Origin of the sequence: Burkholderia sp. 9775_39 (genome assembly GCF_015712225.1) — a bacterium.
Lineage (GTDB): Bacteria > Pseudomonadota > Gammaproteobacteria > Burkholderiales > Burkholderiaceae > Burkholderia > Burkholderia cenocepacia.
Genome location: NZ_JACCQC010000032.1, coordinates 44,765 through 61,981, shown reverse-complemented (window position 1 = coordinate 61,981; position 17,217 = coordinate 44,765). Strand labels below are relative to the sequence as shown.

The window sequence follows — 17,217 nt, the reverse complement described above, 5'->3', positions numbered from 1 at the left end:
CAGGATGCGGCCGCGCACGCGCGCCGCCGCACCGGCGGCAAGCTGCCGCGGCGCGCGGCCGCAGTCTGCCCGCATCCTAGCACTCCGGCGAGGCCGCCGGGAGGTTGCGCGCCGCGCATCGTCGTCCGCCCCGTCATCGGTCGATCAAGGCCGCCGCAAGTCCAGCGTGAACGGAAATTCGCGGCTCGGCGCGGCGGCCGCGACCTCCATCCGGCCCGGCGTGTGCCCCATCTCGACGAAGCGCGCGAGCCGGCGGCTCTCGGCTTCGTACGCGTTGACCGGGAACGTCGCGTAATTGCGCCCGCCCGGATGCGCGACGTGATACCGGCAGCCGCCGAGCGAGCGCTGCAACCACGTATCGACGATGTCGAACGTGAGCGGCGCGTGCACGCCGATGGTCGGATGCAGCGCCGACGGCGGCGCCCACGCCTTGTAGCGCACGCCCGCGACGTACTCGCCGACGGTGCCGGTCGGCTGCAGCGGCAGCGCGCGGCCGTTGACGGTCACGACGTGCCGGTTGTCGTTCAGCCCCGTCACGCGCACTTCGAGCCGTTCGACCGACGAATCGACGTAGCGCACCGTGCCGCCGATCGCCCCCTCCTCGCCCATCACGTGCCACGGTTCCAGCGCGCCGCGCAGCGACAGTTGCATGCCGTTCACCGCGATCTGCCCGAACAGCGGAAAACGGAATTCGAAGTGCGGCGCGAACCACGCCGGATCGAACGCGAAACCGGCGTCGCGCAACTCGGCCAGCACGTCGTCGAAATCCATCTGGAGAAATTCCGGCAGCATGAAGCGGTCGTGCAGCGCGGTGCCCCAGCGCGTGAGCGGCGTCGTGTACGGCGTGGCCCAGAAACGCGCGACCAGCGCACGCAGCAGCAGTTGCTGCACGATGCTCATCCGCGCATGCGGCGGCATCTCGAAAGCACGCAGTTCGAGCAGGCCGAGCCGGCCGGTGGACGAGTCGGGCGAATACAGCTTGTCGATGCAGAACTCGCTGCGGTGCGTATTGCCCGTCACGTCGATCAGCAGGTTGCGCAGCACGCGGTCGACGAGCCACGGCGGCATGTCCTGCCCGAACAGCAGCTTGTTGCGCTGGATCTCCGCGAATGCGATGTCGAGCTCGTAAAGCTGGTCGTTGCGTGCCTCGTCGACCCGCGGCGCCTGGCTCGTCGGCCCGATGAACAGCCCCGAAAACAAATACGACAGCGACGGATGGTTGTGCCAGTAGGCGATCAGGCTCGCGAGCAGATCGGGGCGGCGCAGGAACGGGCTGTCGGCCGGCGTCGCGCCGCCGAGCACGAAGTGGTTGCCGCCGCCCGTGCCGACGTGCCGCCCGTCGACCATGAACTTCTCGCTGCACAGCCGCGATTGCCACGCGGCGTCGTACAGGAATTCGGTGTGGTCGACGAGTTCGTCGAAGCTCGCGGCCGGATGGATGTTCACCTCGATCACGCCGGGATCGGGCGTCACCTGCAGCAGTTTCAGCCGTGCGTCGCGCGGCGGCGGATAGCCTTCGAGCACGAGCTTCACGCCGAGCGTGTGCGCGGTCAGCTCGATCGCGCCGAGCAGGTCGAGATAATCCTCGAGCGCGGCGAGCGGCGGCATGAACAGGTACAGGATGCCGTTGCGCACTTCGACGCACAGCGCGGTGCGCGTGATCCACGCGGCCGATTCGAAGCGCTCGGGGCGGCGATGCGGATCCACGGCGCCCGGTCGGCCGCTCGCGGCCGCGCCGTCGTCGCGCCACTGCATCACGGTCTGCGCGGACGCTTCGCGATGCACGCCGGCCAGGTAGCGCGGCGCGTCGGCCGGGCCGGCGTAGCGGGCGCGCATGGCGGCGGCATCCGGCAATGCGTCGCGCGGCGCGAACGGATCGCGCTCGACCAGGTACGGATAATCGGCGCTGGCGGTCCACGGCAGCGAATCGAGCGGCAGCCGATAGCCCATCGGCGAATCGCCCGGCACGAGGTACATCCGCTCGTCGCGGAAGAACCACGGGCCCGTCTGCCAGCGCGGCCCGTCGAGGCCCGGCATGTCATCCACACGCTTCACCGGCAGCACGTAGCCGACCACGCTGTCGAGCTGCTGCTCGAACACCTTGCGCAGCCGCGCGCGTTCGAGCTCGTCGTCGAGGCGCGCGTCGAACGGATCGACGTTGACGGGCAGCCGGCGCTCGCGCCACAGGTAGTACCACACGTCCTCGTAGCCGGGCCGGATGAACTCGCCGGTCAGGTTCAGCCGCGCGGCGAGCGCATCGATGAAGCGCTTCGCGTCGTCGGTCGTGTAAGCGGACGGTTCCCGCTCGTCGGCGAACAGCGACGGATCCTGCCACACGGGCTGGCCGTCCGCGCGCCAGAAGATCGACAACGCCCAGCGCGGCAATTGCTCGCCCGGGTACCACTTGCCCTGCCCGAAATGCAGGAAGCCGCCGTCGCCGTATTCGGCGCGCAGCCGCTGCACGAGTTCGGTCGCGTAACCGCGCTTGGTCGGGCCGAGCGCATCGGTGTTCCACTCGGCGCCGTCGCGATCGTCGATCGACACGAAGGTCGGCTCGCCGCCCTGCGTGAGCCGCACGTCGCCGGCCGCCAGCGCACCGTCGACCTGCGTGCCGAGCGCGCGCACGGCGTCCCACTGCGCTTCCGTATACGGTTTCGTCACGCGCGGCGATTCGTACACGCGCGTCACGCTCATCTCGTGCTCGAACGACACCTCGCACTCGTCGATCAGCCCTTCGACCGGCGCGGCACTCGTCGGCTGCGGCGTGCAGGCGAGCGGAATATGCCCTTCCCCGGCGAGCAGGCCCGACGTCGGATCGAAGCCGATCCAGCCGGCGCCCGGCAGGTAGACCTCGCACCATGCGTGCAGGTCGGTGAAATCGACCGACGTGCCGCTGGGGCCGTCGAGCGATTTGACGTCGGGGGTGAGCTGGATCAGGTAGCCCGACACGAAGCGCGCGGCGATGCCCAGATGGCGACACAGCTGCACGAGCAGCCACGCGCTGTCGCGGCACGAGCCGGATGCGAGTTCGAGCGTTTGCGCGGGCGTCTGCACGCCCGGCTCCATCCGCACGAGATAGCCGATGTCGTGCTGAAGCTGCTGGTTCAGCGCGACGAGGAAGTTCACGGTGCCGGCCGGCGTGCGGTCGACGGCGTCGAGATACGTACGGAACAGCGGCGCGGCGCTCGTCTGCGGGTCGCACGCGAGATACGGCGCGAGCTCGGTCTTCAGCGCGTCGTCATAGCTGAACGGGTATTGTTCCGCGCTCGCTTCGAGGAAGAAATCGAACGGGTTGTACACCGACATCTCGGCGACGAGATCGATCGTGATCTCGAAGTGCTCGGTTCGCTCCGGAAACACGAGCCGCGCGAGATAGTTCGAGAACGGGTCCTGCTGCCAGTTGATGAAGTGCTGCGCGGGCTCGACCGTCATCGAATACGCGAGGATCGGCGTCCGGCAATGCGGCGCGGGCCGCAGCCGCACGACCTGCGGGCCGAGGTTGACGAGCCGGTCGTAGCGATAGCGGGTGGTGTGATGCAGCGCGACGTGGATGGACATGGGAGCTCGGATCGGGTTGGGCCGGCCGCGCGCGCCGCGTCGCTGTCGACGCGGCGGCCCGGCATGGCGGATTCGGCGAAAGCGCGCGGCGGGTCAGACGAGTTCCGGCGTCTGCACGACGCTGATCTCGACGCCGACGGCCGTCGCGCCGAGCCCCGTCACCGGCTGCGCGTCGCGATGGTCGAGGCCGACCGCGATGCGCACGTAGCGTTCGTCCGGGCAACGGTTCATGAACGGGTCGAAGCCGACCCAGCCGAGCCCTTCGACATAGGCTTCGGCCCATGCATGGCCGGCCGGCTGCTGCATCAGCGCGGCGGCTTGCGGCTGCGCGCCGAGCGCCGGTTGCGGCTGCCCCTGCGATTGCGACTGCACCGCATGCGACGCGCCGAGCATCTGGTGCATCCCGTCGCCGCTCTGCAGCGCGAGTGCTTCCTCTTCCTCGACGTCGCACGCCTGCTGCTTCGCATCGGCGATGCGCTGCATCGCGCTGTCGGCCAGCACGTAGCCCGAGATGTAGCGCGCGGGGATCTTCAGCGCGCGGGCGGCCGCGATGAACGCGTGCGCATGGTCGCGGCTCGTGCCCTCGCCGCTTTGCAGCGCGGTTTCCGCATCGACGGGCGCATCGGCGGCCAGGTTCGGCGCGTACGCGATGCGGCCGTGCACCTCCGTCATCAGCCAGTGCAATGCGTCGAGGCCGTGCGGCTCGATCGGCAGCGCCTGCGTCAGCGCATGCACGGTGTCGCCCGCTTTCGTGAGCGCGGTCTCGCGCTCGAAGATCCACGGCGGCGCATAGCCCTCGGGATTCCCGAGAATGCCCGCGCGGTCCTGCGTCTCGACGACGCCGGCCGCGACGACGACGATCTCGTCTTTCGCGCCGCGATCGTGGCGCACGAGGTCGATCCGGTTGCCGAGCCCGTCGGCGTACGACAGCGTCGGCTCGACGCCGTCGATCGTGACCTGCCACGCGCGCACCGTCTGCCCGGGGCCCGACTGCGGGCGCAGCCGCAACCGTTGCAGTGCGTGGGAAGCTTGATCGTCGAACTGATAACGCGAAATGTGTCGGATGGCGAGTCGCATGGCAAGTCTCAGTCGAAGTTGTAAGCCTGGGCGACTTCGAGCCCGAGGCTGTTGTTGCGGCCGATGAAGTCGGTCAGGAACTCGTGCAGGCCGCTCTTGAAGATCCGCTCGACCGAGGTATCGGACAGCATTTGCAGGATCTTCGTGGCCGTGTCGTGACACGGGTGTGTCACGCCGTAATCCTTCGCGAGCAGGTTCAGGCTCGACACGACGCGCCCGTAGCAATAGCGCAGCGAACGCGGCATGCGGCCGTTCAGGATCAGGTAGTCGGCGATGTTCAGCGGCTTGTACTGCACGTCGTACACCCAGCGGTACGAACGATGCGCGGCCACGCAGCGCAGGATCGTCTCCCATTGGTAGTTGTCGAGGATCGTGCCGACGTGCGACACCGACGGCAGCAGCAGGTGGTACTTCACGTCGATGATCCGCGCGGTGTTGTCCGCGCGTTCGATGAAGGCGCCGATCTGCGCGAAATCGAAGATCTCGTTGCGCAGCATCGTGCTGTAGAAGCTGCCGAGGATCAGCGCGGTTTCGCGCTTCACCTGGTCGAGCACGGCCGGCAGCTCGCTTTCCGGCACCGGCTGCGCGAACGCGCGGCGCAGCGCGAGCCACGCGCCGTTCACGCTCTCCCACGCCTCGCGCGTCAGCGCCGTGCGCACCATCCGCGCATTCGAGCGCGCGGCCTCGATGCACGACAGCACGCTCGACGGGTTGTCGCGGTCGCGCAGCAGGTAGTCGGTCACGGTATCGGCCGCATACGCGTCGTATTTCTGCCGGTAGCCGTCGTCCGCGCCCGAGCTGACCAGCACCGACGACCATTCGGCCGGCGCGTCGGACGTGCGCGTGAGCGCCATCCGCAGCCCGGCATCGACGATGCGCGCGATGTTCTCCGCGCGCTCGATATAGCGGTACATCCAGTAGAGCCCGCTCGCAGTTCGTCCCAGAAGCATCTCGTGTCCACTCCGTCTTCGTTCGGTTCGCGCGCCGGCTCCGGCGCGCGCGGTCGCGTCCGGCTCAGTCGGCCAGCACCCAGGTGTCCTTGGTGCCGCCGCCCTGGCTCGAGTTGACGACGAGCGATCCTTCCTTCAGCGCGACGCGCGTGAGCCCGCCCGGCGTGATGCGGATCCGGTCCGACACCAGCACGAACGGCCGCAGGTCGACGTGGCGCGGCGCGAGGCCGGCGTCGGTCAGGATCGGCGTCGTGGACAACGCAAGCGTCGGTTGCGCGATGTAGTTCGCGGGGCGCGCGCGCAGCTTCGCGGAAAATGCCTCGAGCTCGGCCTTCGACGCGCACGGCCCGACCAGCATCCCGTAGCCGCCCGAGCCGTGCACCTCCTTCACGACCAGTTCGTCGAGATGCTCGAGCACGTACTTCAGGCTGTCGGCCTCACCGCAGCGCCAGGTCGGCACGTTCTCCAGCAGCGCCTTGCGGCCCGTGTAGAACTCGACGATCTCCGGCATGTACGAGTAGATCGCCTTGTCGTCGGCGATGCCGGTGCCGGGCGCGTTCGCGATCGTGATGTTGCCCGCGCGGTACACGTCCATGATGCCGGCCACGCCGAGCACCGAATCGGGGCGGAACGTGAGCGGATCGAGGAACGCGTCGTCGACGCGGCGGTACAGCACGTCGATCGGCTGGAAGCCTTCGGTCGTGCGCATCGCGACGCGGCCGTCGATCACCTGCAGGTCGCTGCCCTCGACGAGATGCACGCCCATCTGGTCGGCGAGGAACGAATGTTCGTAGTACGCGGAATTGTGGATGCCGGGCGTAAGCACGGCGATGGTCGGGTTGTCGGCGTTGCCGCCCGGCGGGCATACGGCCGCGAGCGACTGGCGCAGCATCTGCGGGTAGGTTTCGACCGGACGCACCTTCACCTGCTGGAACAGCTCGGGAAAGAGCTGCATCATCGTTTCGCGGTTTTCCAGCATGTAGGACACGCCGGACGGCGTGCGCGCGTTGTCCTCCAGCACGTAGAACGCGTTCTCGCCGGTGCGCACGATGTCGACGCCGATGATGTGCGTGTAAACGTTTCCCGGCGGCCGGAAATCGATCATCTCCGGGATGAACGCTTCGTTGTGCGCGATCAGGTGCTTCGGCACGATGCCCGCGCGCACGATTTCCTGGCGGTGATAGATGTCGTCGAGGAATGCGTTCAGCGCCATCACGCGCTGCTCGATGCCGAGCGACAGCCGGCTCCATTCCGCCCCGGAGATGATGCGCGGGACGATGTCGAACGGAATCAGCCGCTCGGCGGCCTCCGCGTCGCCGTAGACGGCGAACGTGATGCCCGTCTTGCGGAACACGCCTTCCGCGTCGTGGGCCTTCTGGGCGAGGCTCGCGGGATTCTGCGTGTCGAGCCATTGCTTCAGGCGCGCGTAAGGCGCCCTTACCATGTCGCCGGATTGCAGCATTTCATCGAATGGCTTCATCGATCTTTTCTCCATCGATCGTTTTCCCCGGCATTGCGCATGCCGGACCGGCGTACTGAATGCTTTGCAAGGAACGTGCCTTGCTCGACTCCGTCGATATCCCCCTGTTTTTGCGCCGCGCCAGGCACGCCGGTGCGGCATTGCGCACCACAACGGTGCAACCCCCGACGCGACGGGCGCTTGCGGTGCGCCGTGAACGCGCACGGCCGATGCTGCGCCGCGTTCGACGAACATAGTTCTCCCGCGTGTCACGAATGTGCAATCTGCACTGCACCAAAAGTGGCGGGCCCGCACCGCGGAACGATCGCGGGCGGGCGGGCCGGCGCGCGCACGGCGCAGCCGGCCCTGGGGGGAAGTACCGTCCGCGGCGGCGCGGACAGTCCGACGCGGTGAACTGTCCGGTTAAGCCGGGTCCGGCACCTCAACGCTATGCAGCCGTAATCCCGGCGACAACGCCCATGCATATTTCGACTGACACCGATCGAAAAAAAACATCGGCTCGACCGGCGCGAGGCGCGGTACGCTAGAACGTTGGTGCGGCAGACGGCGCCGCCTTTCAGGCGCCCGACTATAAAAAGCGAAGATCGAAATGGAAGCAAAGTGGCTGGAAGATTTCCTGAGCCTTGCGGATACCAAGAGCTTTTCCCGGGCCGCGCGTCACCGGCACCTGACGCAGTCGGCATTCAGCAGACGAATCGCCGCGCTCGAAACCTGGATGGACGCGAAGCTGGTCGACCGCAGCATCAACCCGATCACGCTGACGCCCGCCGGCCAGATGTTCCGCGGGCTGGCCGCGGACATCCTGCGCAGCATGTATGCGGCGCGCAACCTCGTGAACGGCTACGACCAGTTCGCGGCGAGCGACCAGGTCGTGCGTTTCGCCGTCGCGCATACGCTCGTGTTCACGCTGTTTCCCGAATGGCTCAAGCAGCTCAACGGCGAGGTCGGCCACGTCACTGCCCGCGTCAATGCGGTGAACGTGCCGGAAGGCGTCCAGCAACTGGTCGAAGGCGAATGCGATTTGCTGCTCGGCTATCACCATCCGCAGTTGCCGATCGTGCTCGACCCGAATCACTTCCCGTTCGTCAGTCTCGGCGTCGAACGCATCCTGCCCGTGTCGACACCCGATGCACGCGGCGAGCCGGTGTTCCAGCTGCCCGGCACGCCCGATGCCCCGCTGCCGCTGCTCGCGTATTCGTCGGGCGCCTTTCTCGGCAACATCGTCGAGATGCTGTTGCTGAATGCGACCGAGCCGTACGTGCTGCACCGGTGTTTCGAAACGCACATGTCCGAGGCGCTGAAAGGCATGGTCGTGGCCGGGCACGGCATCGGCTGGCTGCCGGAAAGCTGCGTCGCGAAGGAGCTCGCAGAGGGCACGCTCGTGTGCGCGGGCACCGGCGACTGGATCACCGAACTCGAAATCCGCCTGTATCGGTCGGCGCGCAAACGCGGGCTCGCGGCGGAGCAGCTGTGGACCTACATCATGAACCGGCCGCACGCGGCGATCGACGGTGCGACAGGCATTGAAGAAGCGGCCGCCCCGGCGATGCGCAGCGCGCGGCGAAGCGCGGGCGGCAGCCGCTGATGGCATATTCGCGCCGTGGATATCCGCGGCGCGAATACGCGTTCTCCCGATAGCAATCGATAATCCCGTCGGACTCCGTAAAATCCCTCAACGGCTCTTAATCGATCTCCCGAACACGCAAACGTTTGCGATTCATGTCGTATTTTTTACTGTTTTCGGTATTAAGTAAGAATAATCGGCCCGCCTTTCCAGACAGAAATACCTTGTTACACAAGTTTCGATTTACCTGTAACTGTCGGAATCATCAAAAACGTCGCACCCTCATTTCACGATGTGCGACCTGTATCCGGACCTTCATCGATTCGCCTCGAATACAGGCGCAAGAGTTTCTTTTATCAGTCGTTATTTTTCGGCACGAACGTCGATACCTCCGATGTGATTCAAAGCGTGCTCGATCATCGCTACCGAAGAGCAATTTTCATGTTCGGCAATATCGACTTTATTCAGCATTAAGCGATCCTCAGCAATTCATCCTTATCCTATTTAAATAGGATCTTTCACCCCCGTCCCATTCCGACCACACGCGGTTGTTGGTTCAAAAACCATCGTGTATCAATAGCGTGTCGCAAAAAGAACGTTGGCAAATTCGACTCGGAGTCGATGCACGTCATCGATTCCGGACGGGAGATTGCAATGTCACCCTCGCTTCGACAGCATGCTCGCGCTTTCCTGAGCGTCTTCGTCTCCACGCTGTGCATGAACGCCATGGCCCAGACACCGGCGGCCTCCTCACCGGCGTCCGGGCCGGGGGCGAACCGGTACGTGATTTCGTATATCTGCGGCGATGCGCGGATCGACGGCACCGCACCGCTTCCCCCCGACGGGCGTCCGTACAACCTGGGCGTGTCGTTCGTCTCGGAACATACCGGGCAGCCGCTCTCCAACGTGCAGGTGCGCCTGCGCCGACATGGGCGCGTGCTGGTCGAATTCGCCGCATCGGGATCGCGCTGCCTGTTCAGCGTGCCCGATGCGAGCTACCGGGTCGAAGGGACCTATCAGGGAGCAACCCAGTTCGCGATCGTCGAGACGGGCACGCTCACGACGCAGTTGCGCTGGTGAACGTCGCGCCGCCCCTCTCCGATCGCGCCAATCGTGGATCGCATCGAATCAAGGAGTCATGCATGCCTCGTGCAGAACGACCGGACGGCTCGCCCGCCCGTCAGCCGAAACCCTCGTGGGGTCCGGGAAAGAACGCGGCGCTCAGCGTCGCCGCATTTGCCGCGATCTTCGGTGCCTTCGCGTACGTCGAGCGGGACACGAGGGTCGGCCATGCGAGCGTGACGCACGATATCGCCCGCGTGATCGGAAACGCCGTCGGCAAGTCCCGCGAGCTCATCGTGGCGGCAACCGGCCGCGTGTCCGGCACCGCCGCGCCAGCCGGCTCGACCTCGACGCTCGCGCAGGCCGGACCGGTTCCGCCGTCCGCCTCCGCTCCCCCCGCCGTGTCGGCCGTGGCCGAACCGGCCGTGCCGCCGCAAACGGCGGCCCGCTCCGACACGACACGTACGCGCCCCGCGCACGTGCCGCCGACGAGGCTGGCGGCCAATCCGCACGCCGCGTCGACCGGCAGTCGCACGACGCGCCCGGGCGACACGCACCGGACGTCACGTTCGCAGACGCTGGCGCGCACGAGAAAACACCCCGACCCCGTGCCGAAACCGCAACCGCAGTCGTATGTCGCGGGCACGTCGCACATGGAGGCCACCAGCGTCACGCACGATGAGCTGGAAGGCGCCCGCGCTCTGGCCAAGGCGCGCTGGTGCGCACGGATCGACGAATGGAGCTGTGTGGAGCAAAACGCGAGCCGTGCACTCGCCATCGACCCGAAGAACAGCGAATCGCGCGCGCTGCTTGGACAAGCGATCCGCAACCGCCTGTGACCTGGCCGGATCCCGCCGGGCCTCGCCGCCCGACGGGGCGACGGCCGGCGACGAGCGCCGTCGGGCGTGCAACCGATGTGATCGTTTCAAAGTGAGGACACACCGTGGCCAACAATCGTCAACAACAATGCACCACCGTCGCTCCGCCGAACCGGCGGATCCTCCTGCATGCGCCGTTGCTGTGCCTGCTCGTCGCGTCCGGCCCGTGTCTTGCCGCCGAAGGAGACGCGGAACCGGGCAGCGCGAGCGAAATCGCCGGGTCCCGCGGCGCGCCTGATGCGTTGCCGCCCGACCTGCAGCCCCCGGGCGCGTCGACGCAGGCCGCGCCGGGTTCGGGCACGCAGCCGCCGCTTGCACCAACGCCGATCGCGCAAGCGTCGGACGCATCGATGCAGATCGCGCAGGCGCCGAACCCGGCGATGCCGACCACGGTCGTGGTGGACCCGGATGCGCCGCAGCCGGCCGCGCCATCGACGAATGCACCTGCGCCAGCGGCGCAAGTGTCGAATGCGCCGATGCTGCTGGCGCAGGCATTCGACACGCCGCCGGATACGCCGCGGCCACGCACGCAAACGTCCGAGGCACCGCGGCAGCGCGCCCAGGCCACGACCACCGCACCGCCGGCTACACCGACCACAGCCGCTACGCCGACGCTCACCGCGCAGGCATCCGGCACGCCGATGCCGAATTCGCCCGCGCCCATGACCCAGCCGTCCGGCGCCGAACCGCCGTCGTCCCGGCAACCGAATTCGCAGTCGCCCGGCGCGCAGCTCCCCGGCGAGCCGATCCAGCGGTCGCAAGGCCCGGACGTCGAAGCGCCGAATGCGCAGGCGCCGAATCTCCGCACCGCCGACGTCGCGACGGTGCGCAACGACGTGTTCGGCCTCGCGGCAAGCGGCGGCGCGGTCAAGGCGCTCGACGAAGCGAAGGCCCGGCCCGATGCGTTCTCCGCCGTCGATATCGCGCAACTGGAAGAACTGTCGATTCGCCAGCAAGTGCGCGGCGGACGCGACAAGTCGCGCTCGATGACGAGTTCGGACCGCTTCGACGGAATCGACAGCGCCCTGCGTGCGGCGGACGACCTCGACAAGCGGATACCGCCCACGCCCGAGTACACGCCGGTCCGCACCGCGCTCGCGGGCGACCGGGTCGTCGCCCTTGCGGCACGCGGCGACATGAAGACGGCCGTCGCGACGTTCGAGACGATTCCGTCCAACGCGGAAATCTCGATCGACGCACTGGCGGCCGTCGGCGACGCGTACCTGTACCTGGGCGAGCCGGCCAAGGCGAACGCCGTGTACGCGCGTGCGCTGAAGCAGGCCACCGCATCGCCGACCGATCGCGCGACGCGCGGCTTCCAGTATGGCGCCCGCACGCAGCCGATCGAGCTGCGCGAAGGGCTGTTCTGGTCGTACGTCGACCAGGCACGCGCGCCGGAAGCGAAGCAGGTGCTCGACGACATGGAGAAGTCGCTGCCGCCCGCCAAGCAGGTGACCAACGTCGGTCCCGGAGAAAGCGACTATCTGCGTTACTACCGGTTGCGCGCGCAATACCTGATCTTCACGGGTCACGCCGACCAGGGGATCGCCGCCCTCGAACAGCTCGAGAAAGAGGTGCCGTTCAACGCGGAGATCCGCGCCGCGCACGCCGATGCGGTGTCGGGCCAATCGCATCCACGCCAGGCGATCTCGATGTATCGCGCGTCGCTGACCGATCACCCGGACAGCGTCGAGATGCTCGCGGGCCTCGGCCGCGCATCGCTCACGGCGGATGACTACGCGACCGCGAAGACCGTCGACCAGACGCTGGGCAACACGTTCCCGGACAGCGGCGCCGTGCGCGGCTTCAAGCGCGACTACAAGGCATACCGCAGCCCGGTGTTCACGACCGACCTGAGCTTCGAGCACGGCAACAGCGCGCTGGCCGACAACAGCTTCACGTCGGACAGCTACATCTACTCGCAACCGTTCGGCGACAACTGGCGGGTCTTCGCGCATACGTTCTACGGCCATGCGCAAACCGACGGCGGCAGCGTCAGCCGCACACGCACGGGCATCGGCGGCGACTACCGGCACGGGCCGCTCACCGTGCTGGGCGAGGTCACGCGCTCGCTCGGCGGAGACGGCCGAACCGGCGGCCGCGGGACGATCGCGTACGCACTGAACGACTACTGGACGGTCAGCGCGGGGCTCGACACCAACGACAACTCGCTGCCGTGGAAAGCGTATGCCGCGCACATCTGGGGCCGCTCCGCGAACGTCGAGGTCGTGTATCGCCAGAACGACCGGCGCGAAGTCAAGCTGAGCTACGGCGTGAGCCGCTACAGCGATTCGAACCTGCACCAGGAAATCGCGGCGACCGCCACGCAGCGCGTGTATACGTCCGCGAACCAGCTCGTCAACGTCTCGCTGAATCTCGGCACCGACAGCAACACGCGCCATGACGCGCCCTACTTCAGCCCCGGTCGCGACTACGCGGCCGCGGCGACCGTCATGCATCAGCTGACGCTGTGGAAGAAAGGCGACACGGGGCTGCAGCAGCGCGTGTCGGTGTCGGGCGGCGTGTACAACGAGCGCGGCTTCGGCACCAGCCCGCTGTGGAGCGCGCGTCTCGAGCACGCGTGGACGTTCAAGCACGACATCACGCTGAGCTACGGCGTCGAGGTCAGCAGCCACGCATACGACGGCCAGCGCGAGCGCTCCGAAACCGGCTTCCTGTCGCTCAACCTGCCGTTTTAGCAAGGAGATCGGCAATGCTGCAATCCAGACGGACCTTCATGTGCGGATGCCTCGGCACGTTTGCCGCCTGTTCGCTGTTCCCGGGCGTGACCAACGCCAAGATGATCGACCTGCTGCCGCCGTCCGATCCGGCCGACGGCAAGACGTTCCGCGTGATCTGCATGCACGACGTGCGCGACAACCTGATGGCGTCGTTTTCGTCGCCGACGGCGATCATCGATCCGTTCGCGGTCGATACCGGCACGCTCACCGCGATCTTCTCGTGGCTGCAGACCAACAACTACCACACCATCACGGTCAAGCAGATCGAGGAATCGCGGCACGGCGGCAAGCCGCTGCCGCCGCGCTCGGTGCTGCTCACGTTCGACGACGGCTTTCGCAGCCACTACACGAAGGTGCTGCCGCTGCTCGAGCGCTTCAAGTATCCGGCCGTGATGGGCCTCGTCACCGCGTGGATCGATACACCGGCGGATACGCCGATCCGCATCAGCGACAAGGTGCAGGTACCGCGCGACTACTTCCTGTCGTGGGACGAGGTGAAGAAGCTCGGGCAGTCGGAATTCGTCGAGCTCGGCTGCCACACCCACAATCTCCACCACGGTGCGATCGCGAATCCGCAAGGCAACGAGTTGCCGGCGACCACGTCGCATCTCTACCTGCAAGACCAGAAACGCTATGAAACCGACGCCGAATTCCACGCCCGCGTGCACGACGACCTGCAGACGTGCGTGCGGCAGATCCGCGAGCGCACCGGCCTCGTCGCACGCTCGATGGTGTGGCCGTACGGCGCGGAAAACCAGCCGGTGCGCCAGATCTCGACGTCGCTCGGCATGGACATCCAGTTCAGCCTCGACGCCGGCCCGAATACGCCGGACGTGCCGCTGGACCGGCTGAGACGGATCCTGATGATGTACGACGTCGATATCGGCGGGTTCGAGCGCTCGATGCGCGAGCCGGCGTCCAACCGCGGCGACGTCGACGTGCCCGAGCGCACCGTGCAGGTCGATCTCGACCAGGTCTACGACCCCGATCCCGCGCGACAGGAAGCGAATCTCGGCAAGCTGATCGAGCGCATCTACCGGATGCAGCCGAAATCGGTGTACCTGCAGGCGTATGCGGACCCGAAGGGCACGGGCGTGGCCGAAGCGGTGTATTTCCCGAACCGGCACCTGCCGATGCGTTCCGACCTGTTCTCGCGTGCCGCGTGGCAGCTCAACACGCGCGCCAACGTGCAGGTGTACGCGTGGATGCCGGTGCTCGCGTTCCGGCCGCCGGCCGACAAGCTCCGCTCGCTCGAAGCCGTCAGCGCATTCGGCGGCGCGCCGGCCCGCGAGAACGGCACGCGCGTGTTCCGGCTGAGCCCGTTCGATCCCGATGCGCGGCTGATGATCCAGCAGATCTACGAGGATCTCAGCAAGCACGCGTCGTTCAGCGGCATCCTGTTCAGCGACGACGCGGTGCTCGACGACTACGAGGATGGGGGCCGGCATGCGCTGCGCACCTATTCGCAATGGGGGCTGCCGGCCGACATCGGCAAGATCCGCGAGAACCCCGACCTGATGAAGCGCTGGACGCACCAGAAGACGCGCTACCTGATCGACATGACCCGGCAGCTCGAGCAGATCGTGCTGGCGCACCAGAACGTCGGCGACGTGCTGACCGCGCGCAACATCTTCGCGATGCCGGTGCTCAAGCCCGAATCGGAAGCGTGGTTCGCGCAGAACTACGACGATTTCCTCGCCGCCTACGACTACGTCGCGCTGATGGCGATGCCGTACATGGAACAGGCGAAGGACCCCGACGGCTGGCTCGACCAGCTCGTGAAGGCGGTACGCACGAAGCAGCGCGGGCTGCAGCGCACCGTGTTCGAACTGCAGGCGTACGACTGGCACGGGCAGAAGGCGGTGCCGGCCGGCACGCTGCTCGCGCAGATGCGGCGGCTGCGCAGCGAGGGCGCCGTGAATTTCGGCTACTACCCCGACAACTTCCTGAACGGCCAGCCTGAGCTCGACGCGATGCGCGACGTGATGTCGCTGAAGTCGCGCCTCGACCCCACCTCGATCAACGCGCTGATGCAGATGCAGCAGTCGCACGGAACCAAGACGCCATGACCACCCACAGCCTGATCCAGCGCCTGCAGGATTTCGTCTTCTACTATCCGTTCTTCATGTCGTATCTGTGGATGATCGGCGGCGTCGTGCACTACTTCCTGCTCGAGGAAGGCCGCGAGCTGTCGACGCGCACGATCGCGTCGAGCGGCATCCCGAAAGTCTCGATCGTCGTGCCCTGCTTCAACGAAGCCGCGAACGCGCGCAGCGTGATCGGCCACCTGAACGGGATGCAGTATCCGAACTACGACATCATCGCGGTCAACGACGGCAGCAAGGACCGCACCGGCGAGATCCTCAACGAGCTGGCCGTCGAGATTCCGCGGCTGCTCGTGATCCATCACGCGCGCAACGAAGGCAAGGCGGTCGGGCTCACGACCGCGGCGGCCGTGTCGAACGCGGAATACCTGCTGTGCATCGACGGCGACGCGCTGCTCGCGCACGATGCGATCGGCTGGATGCTCGAGCATTTCCTGACCGATCCGGGCGTGGGCGCGGTGACCGGCAACCCGCGCATCCGCACGCGCACGTCGCTGCTCGGCCGCATGCAGGTCGGTGAATTCTCGTCGATCGTCGGGCTGATCAAGCGCACGCAGCAGGTGTACGGCCGCATCTTCACGGTGTCGGGCGTGATCACGATGTTCCGCAAGACCGCGCTCGCCGATGTCGGCTACTGGAGCTCGGACATGCTCACCGAGGACATCGACATCAGCTGGAAGCTGCAGTGCCGCGACTGGCGCGTCGTGTACGAGCCGCACGCGCTCAGCTGGATCCTGATGCCGGAGACGATCAAGGGGCTCTACCGGCAGCGGCTGCGCTGGTCCAAGGGCGGCATCCAGGTGCTGCTCAAGTACGCGGGCACGCTGATGCGGCCGACCCAGATGATGATGTGGCCGCTGTTCGCCGAATACCTGATCGGCATCGCGTGGGCGTACTCGATGTCGTTCATCCTGCTGCTCGCGCTGATCGACGTCGTCTACCCGCTTCCGCCGAACTGGCATGTGTCCGTGGTGCCGCACTGGCACGGGATGCTGCTGGTCGCGACCTGCATCCTGCAGCTGATCATCGGCAGCATGATCGATCGTCGTTACGACGAAAAACTCCTGATGTACTTCCTTGACACCATCTGGTACCCCGTCGCGTTCTGGCTGATCAGCATGATCACCACCGTCATCGCCCTGCCCGCCGTCGTGCTGCGGGGCCGTGGCAAGCGCGCCGTATGGGTCAGTCCCGACCGAGGCATTCAACATGAAGAACGCGCCGATTATTGACCTTTCCCTGCGCGCCCCGCGCGACATGATCGCCGAACGCGGCAACATCGTCGGGCCCGTGCTCGTCGCATGGTTCCGCCTCGTGCGGCCCGCGCTGGTCGGGGGCGTCTGGGCATCGATCTGCATCTATACGTACCGTTACCTGTTGCCGTTCAACGAGGCCGAGATGCCGATCGAGCAGATCGTGTTCTACGTGACCAGCATCGCGCTGATCGCCGGCACGATCGTCATGTGGCTGATCGCGGGGCGCGTCGTGCATCCGTTCGCCTACCGGTTGCGCGTGTCGAAGATGCTGCGGCGCTCGGCCAGCGTGAAGGTGCGCTCGGTGCCGCCGACCGCGTTGGCAAGCGAGCGCCGGCGCGGCACGCGGCGCACCACGCGCATTCTGGTCGCGTCGCACGACGCGAACGGGTCGATTTCGGGCATCGAATGGGTCGCGCATGCCGGCCCGCAGCCCCGCGAATAAATCGCCGGAGACGTGCCGCGCCGCGCGCGACGCCTGCCGCGCGACGAGGCACCGCTTCCGGCATCGTGCTGCCGCGCGTCGCGCGCCAGCCGGCAACTTCCTGG

The 17,217-nt window shown here is 66.9% G+C and carries 11 protein-coding genes; 7 read left to right on the top strand and 4 right to left on the bottom strand.

The features are described 5' to 3' along the window. Positions 1-144: 144 nt before the first annotated feature. The 4 genes from H0X90_RS30455 to H0X90_RS30440 form a co-directional block, all read right to left on the bottom strand. Entirely contained in the window at positions 145-3,558 is a 3,414-nt protein-coding gene (locus H0X90_RS30455) for a DUF2126 domain-containing protein (protein ID WP_077190705.1), read from the bottom strand. A 93-nt stretch (positions 3,559-3,651) separates the two neighbouring features. Next, positions 3,652-4,635, bottom strand: a complete 984-nt coding sequence (locus tag H0X90_RS30450; RefSeq protein WP_077190706.1) for a transglutaminase family protein — start codon at positions 4,633-4,635, stop codon at positions 3,652-3,654. Positions 4,636-4,643: 8 nt separating this feature from the next. Continuing rightward, positions 4,644-5,585, bottom strand: a complete 942-nt coding sequence (locus tag H0X90_RS30445; protein ID WP_006481638.1) for an alpha-E domain-containing protein — start codon at positions 5,583-5,585, stop codon at positions 4,644-4,646. Positions 5,586-5,649: 64 nt separating this feature from the next. Then, complete coding sequence (locus H0X90_RS30440; RefSeq protein WP_006481635.1) at positions 5,650-7,065, bottom strand: circularly permuted type 2 ATP-grasp protein; 1,416 nt, start codon at positions 7,063-7,065, stop codon at positions 5,650-5,652. A 589-nt stretch (positions 7,066-7,654) separates the two neighbouring features. Here H0X90_RS30440 and H0X90_RS30435 point away from each other — a divergent pair. The 7 genes from H0X90_RS30435 to H0X90_RS30405 all read left to right on the top strand — a co-directional run bounded on the left by H0X90_RS30435 (position 7,655) and on the right by H0X90_RS30405 (position 17,113). Further along, positions 7,655-8,650, top strand: coding sequence for a LysR substrate-binding domain-containing protein (locus H0X90_RS30435; RefSeq protein WP_077190708.1), 996 nt, complete (start codon positions 7,655-7,657; stop codon positions 8,648-8,650). A gap of 633 nt (positions 8,651-9,283) precedes the next feature. Beyond that, positions 9,284-9,709 carry a hypothetical protein gene (locus tag H0X90_RS30430; RefSeq protein ID WP_034178463.1) on the top strand — a complete coding sequence of 142 codons (426 nt, stop codon included), beginning with the start codon at positions 9,284-9,286 and terminating at the stop codon, positions 9,707-9,709. Between the two features lie 62 nt (positions 9,710-9,771). After that, entirely contained in the window at positions 9,772-10,530 is a 759-nt protein-coding gene (locus H0X90_RS30425; protein ID WP_060265727.1) for a hypothetical protein, read from the top strand. A gap of 104 nt (positions 10,531-10,634) precedes the next feature. Then, positions 10,635-13,268 carry a poly-beta-1,6 N-acetyl-D-glucosamine export porin PgaA gene (pgaA, locus tag H0X90_RS30420; RefSeq protein ID WP_077190709.1) on the top strand — a complete coding sequence of 878 codons (2,634 nt, stop codon included), beginning with the start codon at positions 10,635-10,637 and terminating at the stop codon, positions 13,266-13,268. 17 nt (positions 13,269-13,285) lie between these two features. Next, complete coding sequence (gene pgaB / locus H0X90_RS30415) at positions 13,286-15,379, top strand: poly-beta-1,6-N-acetyl-D-glucosamine N-deacetylase PgaB (RefSeq protein ID WP_034178464.1); 2,094 nt, start codon at positions 13,286-13,288, stop codon at positions 15,377-15,379. Next, a complete protein-coding gene (pgaC, locus tag H0X90_RS30410) occupies positions 15,376-16,647 on the top strand; it encodes a poly-beta-1,6-N-acetyl-D-glucosamine synthase (RefSeq protein WP_006488682.1) in 1,272 nt (423 codons plus the stop codon). The genes pgaB and pgaC overlap by 4 nt, the downstream gene beginning before the upstream one ends. After that, positions 16,625-17,113 carry a hypothetical protein gene (locus H0X90_RS30405; protein ID WP_006488692.1) on the top strand — a complete coding sequence of 163 codons (489 nt, stop codon included), beginning with the start codon at positions 16,625-16,627 and terminating at the stop codon, positions 17,111-17,113. The genes pgaC and H0X90_RS30405 overlap by 23 nt, the downstream gene beginning before the upstream one ends. Positions 17,114-17,217: the final 104 nt, after the last annotated feature.